The sequence below is a fragment of the Flexivirga oryzae genome (genome assembly GCF_014190805.1).
Taxonomy (GTDB): Bacteria; Actinomycetota; Actinomycetes; order Actinomycetales; family Dermatophilaceae; genus Flexivirga; species Flexivirga oryzae.
The window spans coordinates 1-15,877 of sequence record NZ_JACHVQ010000002.1; the positions used below are offsets into that span (position 1 = coordinate 1).

General features: G+C 69.7%; 15 protein-coding genes. 7 read left to right on the top strand and 8 right to left on the bottom strand.

Translation table 11 applies throughout. From position 1 onward, the window contains the following. Nucleotides 1-164 precede the first annotated feature (164 nt). Genes FHU39_RS13015 through FHU39_RS13025 form a run of 3 tightly spaced genes read right to left on the bottom strand, consistent with a single transcriptional unit; the run spans nt 165 to nt 3,585 of the window. Nucleotides 165-1,766 (bottom strand): hypothetical protein, encoded by a 1,602-nt coding sequence (locus tag FHU39_RS13015; protein WP_183321056.1) that lies wholly within the window; start codon nt 1,764-1,766, stop codon nt 165-167. Beyond that, on the bottom strand, nt 1,763-2,746 hold the full coding sequence (locus tag FHU39_RS13020; protein WP_183321057.1) for an ABC transporter ATP-binding protein: 984 nt from the start codon (nt 2,744-2,746) through the stop codon (nt 1,763-1,765). Before FHU39_RS13020 ends, FHU39_RS13015 begins: the two co-directional genes overlap by 4 nt. Continuing rightward, nucleotides 2,743-3,585 (bottom strand): MerR family transcriptional regulator, encoded by an 843-nt coding sequence (locus FHU39_RS13025; RefSeq protein WP_183321058.1) that lies wholly within the window; start codon nt 3,583-3,585, stop codon nt 2,743-2,745. Before FHU39_RS13025 ends, FHU39_RS13020 begins: the two co-directional genes overlap by 4 nt. Before the next feature lie 94 nt (nt 3,586-3,679). Here FHU39_RS13025 and FHU39_RS13030 point away from each other — a divergent pair, with 94 nt between their 5' ends. Both FHU39_RS13030 and FHU39_RS13035 read left to right on the top strand, forming a co-directional pair. Next, nucleotides 3,680-4,105 (top strand): SRPBCC family protein, encoded by a 426-nt coding sequence (locus FHU39_RS13030; protein WP_183321059.1) that lies wholly within the window; start codon nt 3,680-3,682, stop codon nt 4,103-4,105. Beyond that, nucleotides 4,102-4,671, top strand: a complete 570-nt coding sequence (locus tag FHU39_RS13035; protein ID WP_183321060.1) for a TetR family transcriptional regulator — start codon at nt 4,102-4,104, stop codon at nt 4,669-4,671. The genes FHU39_RS13030 and FHU39_RS13035 overlap by 4 nt, the downstream gene beginning before the upstream one ends. On the opposite strand, the gene FHU39_RS13040 is transcribed toward FHU39_RS13035, so the two are convergent. Then, nucleotides 4,625-5,314, bottom strand: a complete 690-nt coding sequence (locus tag FHU39_RS13040; RefSeq protein ID WP_183321061.1) for a hypothetical protein — start codon at nt 5,312-5,314, stop codon at nt 4,625-4,627. The genes FHU39_RS13035 and FHU39_RS13040 overlap by 47 nt on opposite strands. A 171-nt stretch (nt 5,315-5,485) precedes the next feature. Here FHU39_RS13040 and FHU39_RS13045 point away from each other — a divergent pair, with 171 nt between their 5' ends. Further along, nucleotides 5,486-6,634, top strand: coding sequence for a sensor histidine kinase (locus FHU39_RS13045; protein WP_183321062.1), 1,149 nt, complete (start codon nt 5,486-5,488; stop codon nt 6,632-6,634). Beyond that, nucleotides 6,631-7,284, top strand: coding sequence for a response regulator (locus FHU39_RS13050; RefSeq protein WP_183321063.1), 654 nt, complete (start codon nt 6,631-6,633; stop codon nt 7,282-7,284). The genes FHU39_RS13045 and FHU39_RS13050 overlap by 4 nt, the downstream gene beginning before the upstream one ends. Nucleotides 7,285-7,669: 385 nt before the next feature. Here the strand turns inward: FHU39_RS13050 and FHU39_RS13055 are convergent, their stop codons facing one another. From FHU39_RS13055 to FHU39_RS13065, 3 genes are all read right to left on the bottom strand, one after another. Next, on the bottom strand, nt 7,670-9,202 hold the full coding sequence (locus tag FHU39_RS13055; protein ID WP_183321064.1) for a DUF222 domain-containing protein: 1,533 nt from the start codon (nt 9,200-9,202) through the stop codon (nt 7,670-7,672). Between the two features lie 969 nt (nt 9,203-10,171). Continuing rightward, the gene (locus tag FHU39_RS13060; RefSeq protein ID WP_183321065.1) at nt 10,172-10,390 is read right to left on the bottom strand and encodes a hypothetical protein; all 219 of its coding nucleotides are present in this window, start codon (nt 10,388-10,390) and stop codon (nt 10,172-10,174) included. Further along, complete coding sequence (locus tag FHU39_RS13065; protein ID WP_183321066.1) at nt 10,387-11,247, bottom strand: SLC13 family permease; 861 nt, start codon at nt 11,245-11,247, stop codon at nt 10,387-10,389. Before FHU39_RS13065 ends, FHU39_RS13060 begins: the two co-directional genes overlap by 4 nt. Nucleotides 11,248-11,270: 23 nt before the next feature. On the opposite strand from FHU39_RS13065, the gene FHU39_RS24715 reads away from it, so the two are divergent. The 3 genes from FHU39_RS24715 (at nt 11,271) to FHU39_RS13075 (ending at nt 13,172) form a co-directional block, all read left to right on the top strand. Further along, nucleotides 11,271-11,396: a hypothetical protein gene (locus FHU39_RS24715; protein WP_281379734.1), complete on the top strand. Its 126-nt coding sequence runs from the start codon at nt 11,271-11,273 to the stop codon at nt 11,394-11,396. A gap of 372 nt (nt 11,397-11,768) precedes the next feature. Beyond that, on the top strand, nt 11,769-12,419 hold the full coding sequence (locus FHU39_RS13070) for a hypothetical protein (protein WP_183321067.1): 651 nt from the start codon (nt 11,769-11,771) through the stop codon (nt 12,417-12,419). A 135-nt stretch (nt 12,420-12,554) separates the two neighbouring features. Next, complete coding sequence (locus FHU39_RS13075) at nt 12,555-13,172, top strand: hypothetical protein (RefSeq protein ID WP_183321068.1); 618 nt, start codon at nt 12,555-12,557, stop codon at nt 13,170-13,172. Between the two features lie 7 nt (nt 13,173-13,179). Here the strand turns inward: FHU39_RS13075 and FHU39_RS13080 are convergent, their stop codons facing one another. Beyond that, on the bottom strand, nt 13,180-15,822 hold the full coding sequence (locus FHU39_RS13080) for a LuxR C-terminal-related transcriptional regulator (protein WP_183321069.1): 2,643 nt from the start codon (nt 15,820-15,822) through the stop codon (nt 13,180-13,182). Between the last annotated feature and the right edge of the window lie 55 nt (nt 15,823-15,877).

A 15,877-nucleotide genomic window follows, 5' to 3' on the forward strand; every position in this document is an offset into this window, starting at 1 on the left:
ACCGTGGCAGCAACTGCACCGTGCCGGGGTCGGTCAGATGGACACCGGCATGGTGATCGAGGACGCCGTCGAGTTCCAACGCATCGCCCAACGCCGCGGCCTGCCCCGGCACAGTCACTGAGGGATGCGCCGGTGAGCCGGCGGCACCGCCGGACCGTGCTGGGTCAGTCGGGGATCAGGTCGCGCCGGGAGCGCCATACGACACCCAGCGGAACGCACACGAGGAAGCACAGGAGCAGCACGAAAACCCCTGTGCTCGGTCCGTTTCCGTCCGCGTAGTCGGGCACGTGCGAGAAGACGGCGCTGACCTGCAGCCAGCGCGGCGCGTGCAGCACCGAGCCCATCAGGACGAGCACCGCGGAGCCGGCGACCGGGATCCAGGTCGCGACCGCAACGGTGCGGCGCGCACCGACCAGGAGCACACCGACACCGGTGAGCGCCAGGACCGCCGGCCACTGGCCGACGGTGTAGGCGAAGTTGCGTCCTGCGGCGGCGTCGTCCAGTTGGGTCATCGTCACCAGCGCGCCGATGCCGCCGACCACCGCCAGCATCGCGAGCGACCCGAGCACCGCCACCACCGCGCGCACCACGAGCGGTGTCCGCCGTGCCACGCCACAGGTCAGCACGTCCTCGAGCAGACCGTCGGCCTCGTCGGTGCCGCTGCCCAGCACCGTCAGCACCGCGTAACAGCCGGCCAGCAGGGCCAGCAGCACCCCGGCGAAGGAGAAGAACGCAGCGTCGAGTCGGTGCTCGCCGGTCAGGTCGCTCATCAGCTTGGCGGTCGACGAATCCCGTTGCAGTAGTTGGACAAGACTGCCACTCATCCCACCGAACAACGCGGCGAGTGCGGCGCAGACCGCGGTCCAGCTCAGCCAGCGTCCGCGCTCCAGGTGCCAGGTCAACGCGAGCGCGGAGCGCACCTGCAGGCGGTCGTCGCTGGTTGCCCGGTCGTGCAGCGGCGCGGTCGCGTACTCCCGGCCGCGCCCGATCAGCCACACACCTGCGCCGACCGCTCCGCAGAGCGCGGCGAACACGAGCAGGCTCCACCACCGGTCATCGGTGTATGGCGCCTCGACGTCCTTCCAGCCGAGCGGACTGACCCAGCGAAGCGCGGTGACGCCGTGCACGTTGGCCACCGCACGGAGTGCGAAAGCCACTGCCAGCGCGAGAAATCCGAGCAGTTTGGCAAGCCCGGTGCTGTCCGCCGACTCCCCGGCGGCCAGACCGATCAGCCCGAAGCAGAGACTGCAGCATGCCGTCACGGCACCGAGCCCGACGGCGCCCTGCCAGGTCAGCTCGTCGACGATCGGGAGCTCGGCCACACCGACAGCGGCGACCGCGAGACCGAAGCCGACGGCGACGACCGCGACGGCAGTCAGCCCACCCCGCAACCGGTCGCGCCCGTCGTGACCGCTGGCCTGCAAGAGCTCGGCGACACCCGAATCCTCGGCACCACGAACAAAACTCACACCAAGCAGCAGCGCCATGATCGACGATGCGATGATCAGGTAGGTGCCCATCTCCCACGCCGCGAGCTGCCCGATGGTGCCCGGGTCCGGCAGCGGACCGTAGAGCAGCCGGGTCGCCGCGTTGTCGCCCAGACTCTCGATGAGGTGCTGGCGTTGGGAGAGCTTCGGGTAGGTCGAGGCGTATGACGGTGCCACCACCGCGAGGAGCCCGAGCAACGGCAGCGTCCAGGCGAGGATGCGCCGACGGTGGGTCCGCAGGGCGACCCGGGCCGGGCCGGTTCCGTGCGCCGCGCTCATCTCGCCGCCACCTTGTAGTGCCGCAGGAAGAGGTCCTCCAGGCTGGCCGGTGTGCACCGCACATCGGTCGGGTGTGCCACCAGGAGCACCTGCAACACCCGGTCGACAGCCTCCTGCGGGACGCTGGCCTCCACGCGGATCTTGCCGTCCGACAACGGCTTACGGGCGACCTCGACTCTAGTGCCGAGCACGTCCTGGACCTCGTCGACGACCCGGTCGGCGACGTCCCCCGACAGCACCGCACTGATCGTGGACGCCGCGAGGTGCCGCATCTGGGACAGCTGGCCGGTCTCGACCAGCCGGCCGTCCTTGATGATCGTCACCGCGTCGCACAGCTGCTCGACCTCGCCCAGGATGTGGCTGGACAGCAGGACGGTGCGTCCTTGCGAGGTCGCCTGCTCCACACACTCGCCGAAGGTGCGCTCCATCAAGGGGTCGAGGCCGGACGTCGGCTCGTCGAGGATGAGCAGCTCGGTGTTCGCCGCGAAGGCGGCCACCAGCATGACCTTCTGCCGGTTTCCCTTGGAATACTTACGGATCCGTTTGCTGGTGTCGAGTGCGAACGCCTCGATCAAGGCGCTCTCGCGCTGGTCGTCGTAGTCGCCGCCGGCGGACCGCCGCAGTCCGGCCAGCGCGTCCAGTGCCTGCCGCCCGGTGAGCGTGGGCCACAGTGCGACCTCGCCGGCGACATACGACACCTGACGGTTGACGGTCGCGCTGTCAGTGGCGGGGTCACGGCCGAGCACGCGCACGACCCCGGCATCCCGCCCGTAGAGGCCGAGCAGCACCCGGATGGTCGTGGTCTTGCCGGCGCCGTTCGGCCCGAGGAATCCGTGCACGGTGCCGCGGGACACGGCCAGGTCGAGACCGTCGATCGCCCGGAACCTGCCGAACGTCTTGGTGAGGCCGACGACCTCGATGACTCGGTTGGTCGTCGGCGACTGCTCCACGGCGCGTGCCTTCGTGGACGGGGTGGTCATGACACGGCACCTTTCGACTCGGGCGGCAGCAGGCCGCGCTCGAGCAGCCCGCTCTCCAGTTCGTGCATGAAGGACTTCTGCAGGTCCTCGGGGAAGAGCTGCGTGGTCGCATAGCCGACGTACTCGCCCGAGCTCTGCGACGCCTGCTCCAGCATGCCGCGCACCTGACCCGGTGTGAGGTCCAGTGCTGCCAGGAAGTCGACGGAGTGCTCGGCCATCTCCTCGACCCGGCGGAGCCGTTCGGCCTCGGGCAACGTGTCGACGGACCGGCTGAGATCCCGGAACTCGATGAAGAGCGGAAGGATCAGATCAAGTTGCTCGTCGGTGAGATGCTCCGCGAGGTCGGTGATCATGGACGGCAGCTCCGTGCGGTAGCAGGCGAATTCGACCACCTGCCGTTCGGCTGCGATGAGCGCGGCCACCTCGGGATCACCGGCCCGGGCGAGCAGCCGGTCGTACATCTCGTGCACCGCCCGCGGCATCGGGGACACCGGCCCGCCCTCCCCCGTCGTACGCAGCAGGTTGACCAGTTGCTGTCGCTGCCGGCCCAGTTCGCCGATGCGCTCATCCACCCCGGCGAGTGTCACCGCGAGGTCGGTGCGGATCGCGTTGCGTTCGTCCGGGTCGTCACCGGACTCCTCGATCATCGCTCGCACCGAGACGAGCGGCACCCCGGAGCCGACCAGCCAGCGGATCCGGACCAGCCGCGCCAGCTGCACCATGCCGTAGTCGCGGACCCCGCCGATCCGCTCGGGCACCGGCAGCAACCCGATCTGGTGGTAGTAGCGGATGGTCCGCACGGTAGTGCCGGCCAGATCCGCCAGCTCTTTGACTCGCATGCTTCGATCATTGACTGTGACGTAACGTCACAGTCAAGCACCGACGGCGCAATTCCGGTCGCTCGGCATCCAGTGCGTATGTATCGTTTGATACATGATGGAGATCAGCGAGCCCTCCACCGCGAACGCTCAGCGGTTGTGGCACTACCTGGGAGACGTCGAGCGCTGGGGTGACCACCTGCCGACCTTCAAGTCCGTCCGGCACGTCGGGGGCCCTACCCCGACGGACGTCGGCAGTCGCTTCGAGGTGCGGCAACCCGGGGTTGCCACGGCGGTCTACGAGATCACCCGGTGGGAGCCGGAGCAGGGCTTCACCTGGGTCGGCCGGGTGCCGGGAGTTGCCACCACCGGCTCACACGACATCGAGCCGGACGGGGACGGCAACCGGATCCGGCTCGCCCTCGACTGGTCCGGTCCGCTGGCGTGGGCGATCCGGCCGTTGCTGTCGGCGAAGGCACGCCGGATGATGCAGTCCGAAGGCCAGACCATCGCCGGCCTCGCCGAACGGCCCGAGGGGTGAGCAGCCCGCGAGAAGCACTGTTGCAGAAGGCGATCGGCTACTTCGCCGAGCACGGTGTGCGTGACACGAGCCTGCGCACCCTCGCGGCAGCCATCGGCACCAGCCAGCGGATGCTGCACTACCACTTCGGCTCGCGAGAGGACCTGCTCGTGGCAGTCATCGAGTCCGTGGTCGAGACCGACACCGCCGTGCTGAACCACCTCTTCGCGACCGAGCCGGACCCGTTCGAGGCGGGCCGGGAGAACTGGCGGATCGCGGCGGAGCACGCACAGACCTTCGGTGCGCTCTACTTCGAGCTGTCGTCGCACGCGATGTACGGCAAGCCGTATGCCGAGGAGCTGGGACGGACGCTGGTCACGCGCACCCAGGCGGCGTTCGAGGCGGCATACACCACGCTCACCGACGAGGCGTCCGCGCGCACCCTCGCCCGGCTCACCCTCGCCGTCGGGCAGGGTCTGCTGTTCGACACCCTCATCGACGGCGACCGTGCGGCATCCGACGCCGCCATCGAGGAGTTCATCACGATGATGCGTGCCCGACTCGACCGGACCGTCCGGCCTGGCTGACCGCGAACCAGCACAGCGCGCCGAACAGGACCACGTGCGCGAGGACGGTGCCTGCCTTGCCGGCCAGACCCAGATCGAGCAGCGGGAAGGCGAGCAGGAGCACGCTGGCCGGCCGCGCCAGCCGCGCCCGCCAGGTCGCCACCGCGAGGGACACGACGCCGACCACCGTGCCGCCGAGGAACATCAGCAACACGACGACCCCGATCGGGTTGCCCGACATGTCGTCGATGAGTCCGGCCGCGGTGTCGGTGGGCAACCCGTTCTGCACGGCCTGCAGTTCGACGCCTTGTATGGCGCGCACGCCGGTGAAGCCCATCATCGAGATGACCGCGACAGCGCCACCGATCCGCGCCGCCACGGGGCTGCGCCCCACGCACGCCTGTGCCAGCCACACGAACGCTGGCACGAAGAGCACCGTGCCCAGCAGGCCGACGAGCACGGAGAGGACGAACACACCGCGGTTGGCGTCGATCGCCGCAAGATCGGCCGCAGTGCTGGAGTCTCGCAGTGGCGAGATCGCTGCCTCGGTCACCCCGAGCAGCGGTGCGACGACCAGACAGGTCAACCCGACTCGACGCCCGAGCAACGCGGGCGGTGGAGTCGACGAGATCGGTTGGGCCTGTTGCGCAACGGGTGTGGCCATGAGGGTTCTCCTTGGGTTGCGTCGCGATCGGAGCGGGGACGTCCAGCACGCTAGGAGCGGCGCAGCCCTCGGCGCCTCGGCCACCGGGACGGATCGCGGTGCCGTGCGAACGATGCGGTCTCATCCTGCAGAACGAGGCGCGCAGGCCGACCTCGGTTCTATCGTGTGCAAATGCAGCGCATCCGCCGGCATCCACAGCTGCTCGATGCAGCGCTCGCCGGTGTGCTCCTGGTGGCGGGGCTGGCCGACACCGCACGGCGGCCGGAGCTGCTCCACCCGGTCACCGAACTCTTCGTGCTGCTCTCCGTCGGTGCGATCGCGCTGCGCAGCCGTGCGCCGCTGCTGATGTGCGTGGTCGCCGCAGCCGGACTCGCCGGATTCGGGCTGCTACCCGAAACCACCACTCCCCTCTGGGGATTCGTGGCGGTCCTGGTGCTGGCGTTCTCCGCGGGCGCGAACCTGGGCGGCCGGCTACGCCTTGCGGGCGTCCTCGCGTTGCTCGTGGCGGCATACATCCTCCAGGTGGCCACGAGTGCCCGCCTGCGCGACGGTGAGGTGTCGTGGGCGGACGTGTGGATCACCCCGCTCGTGCTGATCGGCGTGCCTGCCCTGGCCGGCGGGCTGCTGCGTCATTCCCGGGCGCAGACCCGGCGGGTGCGCGAGCTCGCCGCGGAGTTGGCCGTCGAGCGGGACCACCACGCGGCGGCCGCGGCCGCCGCAGAGCGCAACCGGATCGCCCGCGAACTGCACGACGTCATCTCGCACTCGGTCAGTGTCATGCTCGTGCAAGCCGGTGCCGCCGAAGCGTTGCTGCCTCCCGCCGCGCCCGCACTGCAGCCGGTGCTCCGGGTGCGCTCTGCGGGGCGGGACGCGCTGGCCGAACTGCGCAGGCAGCTCGGCCTGCTGACCGACGGGCCAGGTCCGGGCGACCCGATGCCTGGTCTGGATGATCTGCGCTCCCTGGTCGCCGGTGTCGACGGACAGCTCGAGGTTGTGGGCGACCTCGACGGAATCAGTTCTCCCGGCGTGCAATTGACCGCCTACCGGGTGGTGCAGGAGGGTCTCACGAACGCGCGGCGGCATGCGAACGGCGGGTCGGCCCGGGTCCGCGTCGTGCGTTCCGAGGCGGCGATCGAGGTGACGGTGCTCGACTCCGGCGGCGGCGATGGCGGCGGCGAGGGCGGCGCGACGAGCGGTGGCTACGGGTTGCGCGGGATGCGTGAGCGGGTCGAGTTGTATGGCGGTGAGCTCACCGCGGGACCCCGCGGTGACGCACCCGGCTGGCGGCTGTGCGCGACACTTCCGCTGGAGCAGCGATGACCGGTCCGATCCGGGTGCTGGTGGTCGACGATCAGGCCCTGGTCCGCAACGGCCTGGTACTGATGCTGGACCGGCACGATGACATCCAGGTCGTGGGTGAGGCCGCCGACGGGCGCGCTGCCGTCGAGCGGACCCGTGAACTGCGACCCGACGTGTTGCTGATGGACGTCCGGATGCCGGTGCTCGACGGCATCGATGCCACCGCCGCCGTTGTGGCGCTGCCCGATCCGCCACGGGTGTTGGTGTTGACCACTTTCGACGTCGACGACTACGTCGTCGCGGCCCTGCGTGCCGGCGCGAGTGGCTACCTGCTGAAGGACGTCGACCCGGACCAATTGGTCCGGGCGGTGCGCGACGTCGTCACCGGCGATCTCCCGCTCGCCCGGCAGGTGCTGGATCGGCTGGTGGCGTCATACCTCGGGGTTGCGCCGCGCCCCACGGACCCGCGTCTGGAGCGACTGACCGCGCGTGAGCGCGACGTGCTCGGCCTGCTCGGTCGTGGCCTGACCAATTCGGAGATCGCGGCCCAGCTCTACCTGAGCACCACGACGGTGAAGACCCACGTGGCAGCGGTGCTGGCGAAGCTCGGGGTTCGCGACAGAGTGCAGGCTGCACTCGCCGCGCGGGAACTCGGCGTCACCAGCCCGTGATGTCGACGCGGCGCCGACAGCCCGTTTCTGCGGTCGCCGAGTAAGCAGCGGTGGCCGAGTAGGTCGAGCCGCTAGGCGAGACCGTGATCGAGGTCCCGCACACACCCGCGGTGGCCGAGTAGGTCGAGCCGTTAGGCGAGACCGTGATCGAGGTCCCGCACACACCCGCGGTGGCCGAGTCATCACCCCGCGCAACCCATTTCAGCGCAGTCCACTTCAGCGGCGGCAATCTCAGCGGTGGCCGAGTAAGGGCGAGGAACGAGCCCGCATCGAGGTCCCGCACACACCAGCGCTGGCCGAATCATCACCCCGCGCAGTCCATTTCAGCGGTGGCCGAGTAAGGGCGAGGAACGAGCCCGCATCGAGGTCCCGTCCGGTCTGATGTTCAGGCGACCTTGTCGGCGGCCCAGCCGGGCATGGCGCCGTCGGTCAGGTCCCAGTGCACCCCGTCGGCAGTGATGGTGGCGGTGTAGCCGTGCCGGTGGACGATCTGGTGGTGTCGGCGGCAGAGCATGGCAGAGTTGTCCAACGCGGTGTCACCGCCGGCCCACCAGGGCAGGATGTGGTGGATCTCACAGTAACCCGGGGGTCGGTCGCACGCGGGGAAGGTGCATCCCATGTCTCGGTGGACGACGGCGGCCCGTATCGCTTTGGTGGCCAACCGTTTTTCACGCCCCACGTCCAGGGGTTGACTCTTGGTGCCGAGGACGACGGGGATCAGGTCCGCGTCACACGCCAGGCGGCGGGCGGTACCCGCGTCGAGGATCTCCCCGCCGATGGTGATGGCACCGTCCAAGTCTGTGAGGAGCCGGTGTAGGTCCATGGTGACCAACACGGTGGCGCCGGCGCCGATGCCCATCCCGTCCCCGCACACGGTCTTGGCGCCTGCGGCGACCAGGTCCATCAGCGCGTCCACCCGCCGTTTGCCCGGGGTCCGTTCATCCCGCACCCGCCCGGTCGCGGCGCCTGTGCTGGTGCCGCCCGTGCTGGTGGCGCCGGAGGCCGCGCGATTGACGTCACCGTCGCAGTCGTCGTGCTGGACGTCGGGGTGCAGGCCGAACGCGGCACCGGCGTGACCGGTCGAGTCACCGGTGTCACCGGTGTCACCGGTGGTGTCCTGGAGGTCACCGGTGGTGGTGTCCGCGTCGTGGGTGGGCCCGGAGTCACTGTCGCCCGCGACACCGGCGGCGGCGTCGGTGGGGTTGCTTTCCTGGCTGGTGGTGGTCCCGCCCGTGGTCTCGGTGGTGCTGGTGTGCTTGGTTTGGGCGGGGTGGGGTGCGGACAACGCGGTGATGGCTTGTTTGAGGATGGCGGCGTTGGCGGGGCACAGGTCCGCGATCAACCGGATCATCCCGGTCGGCAGGGTCCGCCAGGTCAACGACTCCACCTTCTCCAGGTGCGCATCCTCGGCCGAGAGTTTGTCCGCGGCATAGTTGGCGATGATCCGCCGGGTCAGTTCCGTCACGCCCCGGGACCCCAGCGCCGGGTCCAGTTGCAGGAACCACGCCTGGATGTCTTCGCGGGCCGCGGTCGGTAACACTTCGGCGACTTTCGCGGTTTGCCGTAACGCGGTCCGGGCGGTGGCCAGGGTGCAGGACCCGTCGCGGACCGCGGACGCGATCACATGGTTGCGCCGGTCCCGGCACGCCTGCGCCACCACACTGATGGTGGACGCCGCCGACGGTTCAATACTGGTCCCCGCCCGTGCTGCGCACCCGGTGACCCACTGGGTGGCATTCGCCGCGTCCGAGGTCAACAACACGCCCCGGTCCAAAGCGTTCGCGGTCGCCACCGTCGCGACCTGCCCGGCCCTCGCCTGCAGCCGCAACAGGACCCCGACGAGGTCGGCCTCCTGGTCGTCCCCGAGTTGCTCCAACACACCCGGCAACTCATCCAACGCTTGGACGGTCGCGGTCACCTGGTCCAGGAGGCGGGGTCCCAAACCCGGCTCCGGCCGCCGGGCGGGATCGGGCCCGTCCCAGCAAGTCGTATCCGGTTCCACTGGTACCGGTTGGTCGGGGATGCGCAGGGGTGAGTCGATGGCCATGGTGATCGAGTCCCCCTGTCCCCTGGGTGGTTTCGTTGTCATGATTCTATCGGGTGGCGTTCAGGAAGTACAGAGGTTATGCGAACATTTCTTCGATACGTTCGCTCTGAAACGTATCGGAAGTACGCCAAAAACTGTGCGCGGACCTCGATACGCCGTTCCTCCGCTGCGCTCCCCCACGCCTACTCGGCCAACGCGTGGGATCGGCTACTCAGCGAGCGCGTCGGGTCGGCTACTCGGCCGGCGCGGCATACGGCTGCTTGGCCACCCGGGGGACGCGACCTCGATACGCCGTTCCTCCGCTGCGCTCCCCCACGGCTACTCGGCCAGCGCGTGGGATCGGCTACTCGGCCAGCGCGTCGGGTCAGCTACTCGGCCGGCGCGGCATACGGCTGCTTGGCCACCCGGGGACGCGACCTCGATACGCCGTTCCTCCGCTGCGCTCCCCCACGCCTACTCGGCCAGCGCAAAATGGCCGGGTCGCCAGCGCGTCGGGTCACCTATTCGGCCATCGCGTGGGGGGACCTCGGCCTCCGCTTCGCCCCCCACGGCTACCCCGGCCAGCGCGTGGGGGCGGCTACTCAGCAGCGCGTCGGATCGGCTACTCGGCCGGCGCGGCATACGGCTGCTTGGCCACCCGGGGGACGCGACCTCGATACGCCGTTCCTCCGCTGCGCTCCCCCACGGCTACTCGGCCAGCGCAAATAGCCGGCTCGCCTACTCGGCCAGCGCGGGTGGCGACCTGTATACGCCGTTCCCCCGCTGCGCTCCCCCATGGCTACTCGGCCAGCGCGGCGACGGCGGATCGGCTACCCCGGCCAGCGCGGGATCGATCGGGGCCTAATGGAACACCAGGGTCAGGAGCAGGCTGGCGACGAGTGCCGAGCCGCCCATGACCGGCAGCCCGACCAGCAGTTCCTTGCGGTACATGGCATCCTGCTGGTCCTCCGGGGAGAAACCCATCACCATCGCACCGCCCTCGGAGTACGGCGAGACCGCCATCGACAGACCCCCGATCGTGGCGCACACGAACAGCAGGGTCGGGTTGAGGTGCGTCACCGCCCCAGGGTCGGCACCACCGGGAAGAGCGCCGGAGCGGTGACCCCGATGTAACTGCTGAAGGCCGTGATGACGGCGGCGACCAGTGCGAGGAACACCGGGACCAGGTAGGTCGGCAGGTGTCCGTCGCCCAGCCAGTTCGCGATCTGCGTGATCGTCCCGGCCGCCACGGCGACCTGGATGAGCATGCCCATCCCGCTGATCATGATCAGGATGCCCCAGGGCACCCGCGCGATCACCCGGTGGCTGTCCGCGGTGCCGCACAACATCGCCACCACCGCCAGCACGATGCTCAGCAACGGCGGATCGACGTTGGTCGCCCAACTGCCGAACACGTCGACGTGCGAGAAGAGCACGTGCAGGATCGACGGCACCAACGCCAGCAGCAGGAAGATCCCGATGAGCAGCAGGGTCACCTGCTGGTGACCGTCGAACGGCTCCGGCTCGGCGACCACCAGATCCTCACGTCGTGCCTGCTCGCCGCGGCGGATCGCCTTCCTGCGGAAGTACAGCGTCATCACGACGATCACCAGCAGCGTCAGCACCAGGTAGGCGACGAAGATCGCGAAGGAGATCCCGAACGCCCGCGACTCCGAATAGCCGAGCTTCTGGAACAACCCGCGGAAGACGATGCCGTTGAGACTGGTCATCAGGTTGGAGCCGACCTGGGCGCCGACGATCACCGCGAGCCCGGCGAGCAGCGGTTCGATCTTCACCTGGGAGCAGATGACGAGAGCGGCGGGCGCGAGAAAGACCATCACGGCGTAGAAGCCGGCTCCCAGCCCGGCGACGACCACAGCCGTCACGAAGAAGACGACCGCCAGCCCCCATGCGAGTCCGCGCGAGCGGTGCAACATCCGGGTGCGAGATCTTCTCCAGCGTGCCGTTCTCGATGGCGACCGAGAAGAACAGCGTCACCGCGAAGATCGTGAAGAAGATCGGGACCGGCCACAACGCGGTCACCTCGGCGGGCTTCATCCCGAGGACGAACACGCCGATGAGATAAGCGAACACGATCGCCAGCAGCCCGTGTTGATCTTGGTCCGGTAGCTGATCCCGATCGATGCCACGATCGCGATCGCGATCAGCAGGCTATGCATGGTGCTGCCCGGCGCCGACTGGACTGATCCACCATTGTGCCGACCGCATCGTGTGTCCCATCGCCGCTCGGGTGGCCGGTCGTCCACGAAGGGCACACCGCCCAATTCTTGATTCGATGAATACAAGAACCTGCTGAAAGCTGCCTGGGAGCGTCCTCCCTCTGCGCTGGACACGCGGCCGGGCTGGGCGCCCCGTCCGGGTCGGCCCACTGCGTTCACCGAATCTCAGTAGCTCACTACTGAAGCTGCTTCGTTGCGCGGAAACTATTTTCGTTGGTATGACGACGCAGGCCAGGGACGCTGCGCACCGTGTCCCCCACAGACCCTCGTTGCACAGCGCCGTGCCACCCGCGGCCGGCGTCCGCAGCCCCGCGACGCTGACCCACCGGCTGGCAACCGCCAACTCCTGCGACCTGGACGCCTTGCCGGCGAACCGGGCCGGGCGGCTGACCCCCACGCAGCAGGAGCAGCTGCGGGCCCGGCTGCACGCATCACGCCGCAGCAGTATCGTCCCGACCACCTGTTGTGCGCTGGCCCTCGCCGTGCTCGCCTACAGCCTGTGCACCGGCAGCCTGGAGACCGGCACAGAAGTCTCCATCGGGCTGCTCGCGTCCGTGGCCGGGTGGCTCGGTCTGGTCCGGCCGCACTACCGGCGGCTGAGCGGGGACATCGACGCGGGTCGGGTCGCCTGCGCCGAGGGCCACGTGACGCGTGAACGGGACGGCTGGCCGGACTACCAGGGCAGCAGCGAGTCCTGCTCGCACTACTACGTTCTCGGCACCAAGAGGTTCCTGGTCTCCGGGGACGGGTATGCCGCACTCGTCGAAGGCCGCGCCTATCGGATCTACTACCTCACGGACGCACCCACCGACCGACGCCAGGTGATGTCGCCGATGGTCAACATCGAACTGGTCGCCGGACCCGACTGAGCTCGCCCATTCGGTGCACCCTGCAGAAAGTGCGCCATACCGCACCTTCTACGGACCGCCGTCGGGTTCGCGGATGCGCTTTCTCCGTAGTGCGACACGGATGCCGGCCCTGCTCGGCATACCTACCTTCGATGCATGAACACACGCCCGTGCACCCTCGCCGCGATCGTCGTCCTTGGTATGTCGCTCAGCGCCTGCTCCGGCGGAGGCGGTTCGTCGGGAGGCGGTGCGCCGTCAGGAGCGGGCGCCGCGTCGCCACCGGCTTCGCACGCGCTCGCCTCGGCCGCCTCCACCGGCGCGAAGGCCTCGCAGCAGGTGGCCGTCAAGGCTTCCGACGTGGACACCTGCAAGCTCATCACCCCGGCGGAAGCGGCGAAGGCCCTCGGGGAGCCGGTACGCGCCCCCGAGCACGACAAGGACCAGCCCACCGCGTGTGACTGGCAGGCGACCAAGGACCTGCCCGTCGAGATGGTGTATGTCGACGTCTTCGGGCAGTTCGACCAGATCTACGGCAGCATGGACGACAAGCAGATGACCGATGCGTTCGTGCTGCAGAAGGTGTCGGGCGTCGGCGACAAGGCCTTCACCCAGTCGTTCAAGGCCGACAAGAGCGGCTCGAACGTCGGGGACGTCTTCGCGGTCAAGAAGGGCGACGTCGCGCTGAGCTTCACCATCCTGCGACCCACCATGTCCAAGCAGCAGGGATTCGCGGCGGACAAGGTCCTCGCCCAGGCGGCGCTCGGGCGGCTGTGACGGGTTCCTAACCCGGCTCCTCCGGTGCCGCCACCAACTCGGAACGGCCGGCCACCCCGAGCTTGCGGTACGCGTGCTGCAGGTGGCTCTCCACCGTGCGCACCGACACCACCAGCAGGTCGGCGATCTCCTGGTTGGTGCTGCCCCGCCGGGCCAGGTCCACGATGTTGCGTTCCCGCGCGGTCAACGCGATCGGCTCGACCAGCAGTAGCGGCTTCGGGGCGCCGGGACACTGCGCCGAATACGCCCGCGACGCCTGCGCCATCCGGTTGGCGGCCGCCGCGTGACCGGCCCGACGCTCCGCACGGGCGGCCTCGGCACTCGCCTGCGCCGCCAGCATCAACGCGCCCGCCTCGGCGAAACGCTCTGCAACCGCTCGAAGTTCACCGGCGCCACCGCCCGCGGACGCAGCCGCATGCGCCGCGAAGAGCGCGACGAGCCCCGCGTCCGTCGCACCGGAGAGTATGGCGAGCCGCTCCTCCACCGCGGCGGCATCGTCGAATCGCGCGACGAGATGCAGGCAGGCCGCCTCCAGCACGAGTTGCCCTGCGTTCCTTGCCCGTTCGGCGCCGGCAATGGCCTCGCTCCGTGCCTGTGGCAGATTCCCCGCTGTCGCCAGGACCACCGAGCGGGCTCGCGCCACCGATGCGGCGAAGATGCAGGTCGCGGGGGTCAGCCGATCGTTCGCCTCGTCCAGCACCTCCCTGGCGAAATCGGTGTTGCCGGCCAGCGCTTCCGCGCGCGCCAGATCCGCCAGGCAGGAGACCACGGTGCCGTTCGCGTCCGACTCACGCAGCGCCGACGCCGCGGCGCGCAGGGCGCCGAGGGCGCCCCGGACGTTTCCCGCCGCCAGCGACGCCCCGCCCACGGCGGCGTTGAGCAAGCCGTAGGACTGGGTGTGCCGGGCGGTCTCGAGAGCCGCACGGTGCAACGAGTCGGTCGCGGTGCTGACGGCCTCCCCGATCTGCCCGGACCAGCGCAGGGCATACGCGTACTCCCACTCCAGCTGCGCGTTCGCGTACGTCGGGCCGTACGGCACCGCCCCGGAGAACTCCTGGCTGGGCGCGGCGGCACGCGCCCATTCGACCAGCGCGACCGCCTCGCAGACGCGACCGGCAATGACGAGCGCCGGCACCACCGCCAGCGAGGCGAGGACGCGGACCCGGACCTCGCCGTCAGGGTCCTGCGCGATGTCGAGTGCCGCGTCCAGGGCGGCGTTGGGAGCACCCCGGAACACCTCGACCGCAGCCCGCATGCCGGCGATCAGCGGCACGTAGGGCGCGAACTCCGGATCGTGCTCGGCCTCCACGAGGAGCCGGACCGCCGTCGCGGCGTCGTGCTGACTCCAGGCACGGGACATCGCGGTCTCGAGCGTGACACCCATCCGCTCCTCGCGGGTCAGCGGGCTGCGCAACAGACGCCGGTAGACCCGGTCCGCCTCTGCGCCACGCCGTTGGTCGAACAGTGCACGGCCCAACACGTGCATGGACTCGAAGGTGGGCTTGGCACCGCTCACCGCCACCCGCGCGAACCGCTCGGCGAGGCCGGCGTCGAGCAGCAACGCACGCTGCGCGGCATCGACCATCAGGGCCTTGTCGGAGATGTCGCCGCCCTCCAGCCGCCAGCCGGCCACCCGCACCACGTCGGGGCCGCTCACCAGTCTGCGCCGGGTGAAGGCGTCGGCCAGCCGGAGTTCGATGGTGGTCCTCGCGAGCGTGCCCAGCGCAGCGCGCACGACACTGCCGTACAACGGATGCGCCATACGCAGCCGGCCGGTGCCGTCCTCCTCGATCAGCGACCGCTGTGCGAGCTCGTCGATCTGCCGCCCGACCCCGAGCTCATCCCCGACGGGGAGCGGCAGCGGCTCACCGACGGCGACGATCTGCAGCGCCCGTTGCTCGTCCTCCGGCAGCCGATCCATCCGGTCGGCGAGCAACTGCCGGAGACCACCACCGCCGATCGGGCCGTCCCAGCGCCAGACGTCGGCGCGACGCTGCAATGCTCCGTCGTCGGTGCCTTGTGCAACCAATTGCCTGAGCCAGAGCGGGTTTCCGCTGCTGTGCGCCCACAACAATGCCAGTGTTGCGGCGTCCACGGCGCCGCCCAGCACCGACTCGGTCAACACCGACACGTCGTCCTCGGCCAGCTCCTGGATCTGCACGTGCTCCACGCGGTCGTCGCGCGCCAGCGCGGCCAGCCAGGCCGGGATGTCGTCGTCACGGGCGGTGAGTAGCAGCCGGACCGCATCGCCACCACGGACCAGCTGCTGCACGAGGGCGGCGGTCAGATCGTCCAGCAGCGGCGCGTCGTCGATCACCAGCAACTCACGCGACGAGCCTCCGGCGGTGAGACACCGGCGGGCCCAGCCGAGCAGCCGGAAGCGGTCGGAGTCACCCGCGTCCGGCATCGTGCCCGGCAGCAACGGCGCAACCGCACCGAGCGGAACCTCACGTGTCTGCTCGGTGCCGATCGCCCAACGGACCTGCCAGCGTTGGCCTCTGGCGTTGTCGGCGAGCTCCCGCGCGAGGCGGGTCTTGCCGACACCGGCCCGGCCGGAGAGCACGACGCATCGCCCCGCCGGATCCCCGAGCGCCTCCGACACCAGCGCCAGCTCCTCGGCGCGCCCGACCAACGGCCATCGCGCTGCCATGCGGTCAGGTTAGTGGGAACCGGCGGTCTCCGCGGCTCCGTAGTCGGTCACGGAT

Coding starts and splice junctions, on each gene's coding strand:
- FHU39_RS13015 (WP_183321056.1), bottom strand. CDS start 1,766: ATGAGCGCGGCGCACGGAACCGGCCCGGCCCGGGTCGCCCTGCGGACC.
- FHU39_RS13020 (WP_183321057.1), bottom strand. CDS start 2,746: ATGACCACCCCGTCCACGAAGGCACGCGCCGTGGAGCAGTCGCCGACG.
- FHU39_RS13025 (WP_183321058.1), bottom strand. CDS start 3,585: ATGCGAGTCAAAGAGCTGGCGGATCTGGCCGGCACTACCGTGCGGACC.
- FHU39_RS13030 (WP_183321059.1), top strand. CDS start 3,680: ATGATGGAGATCAGCGAGCCCTCCACCGCGAACGCTCAGCGGTTGTGG.
- FHU39_RS13040 (WP_183321061.1), bottom strand. CDS start 5,314: ATGGCCACACCCGTTGCGCAACAGGCCCAACCGATCTCGTCGACTCCA.
- FHU39_RS13045 (WP_183321062.1), top strand. CDS start 5,486: ATGCAGCGCATCCGCCGGCATCCACAGCTGCTCGATGCAGCGCTCGCC.
- FHU39_RS13050 (WP_183321063.1), top strand. CDS start 6,631: ATGACCGGTCCGATCCGGGTGCTGGTGGTCGACGATCAGGCCCTGGTC.
- FHU39_RS13065 (WP_183321066.1), bottom strand. CDS start 11,247: ATGTTGCACCGCTCGCGCGGACTCGCATGGGGGCTGGCGGTCGTCTTC.
- FHU39_RS13070 (WP_183321067.1), top strand. CDS start 11,769: ATGACGACGCAGGCCAGGGACGCTGCGCACCGTGTCCCCCACAGACCC.
- FHU39_RS13075 (WP_183321068.1), top strand. CDS start 12,555: ATGAACACACGCCCGTGCACCCTCGCCGCGATCGTCGTCCTTGGTATG.
- FHU39_RS13080 (WP_183321069.1), bottom strand. CDS start 15,822: ATGGCAGCGCGATGGCCGTTGGTCGGGCGCGCCGAGGAGCTGGCGCTG.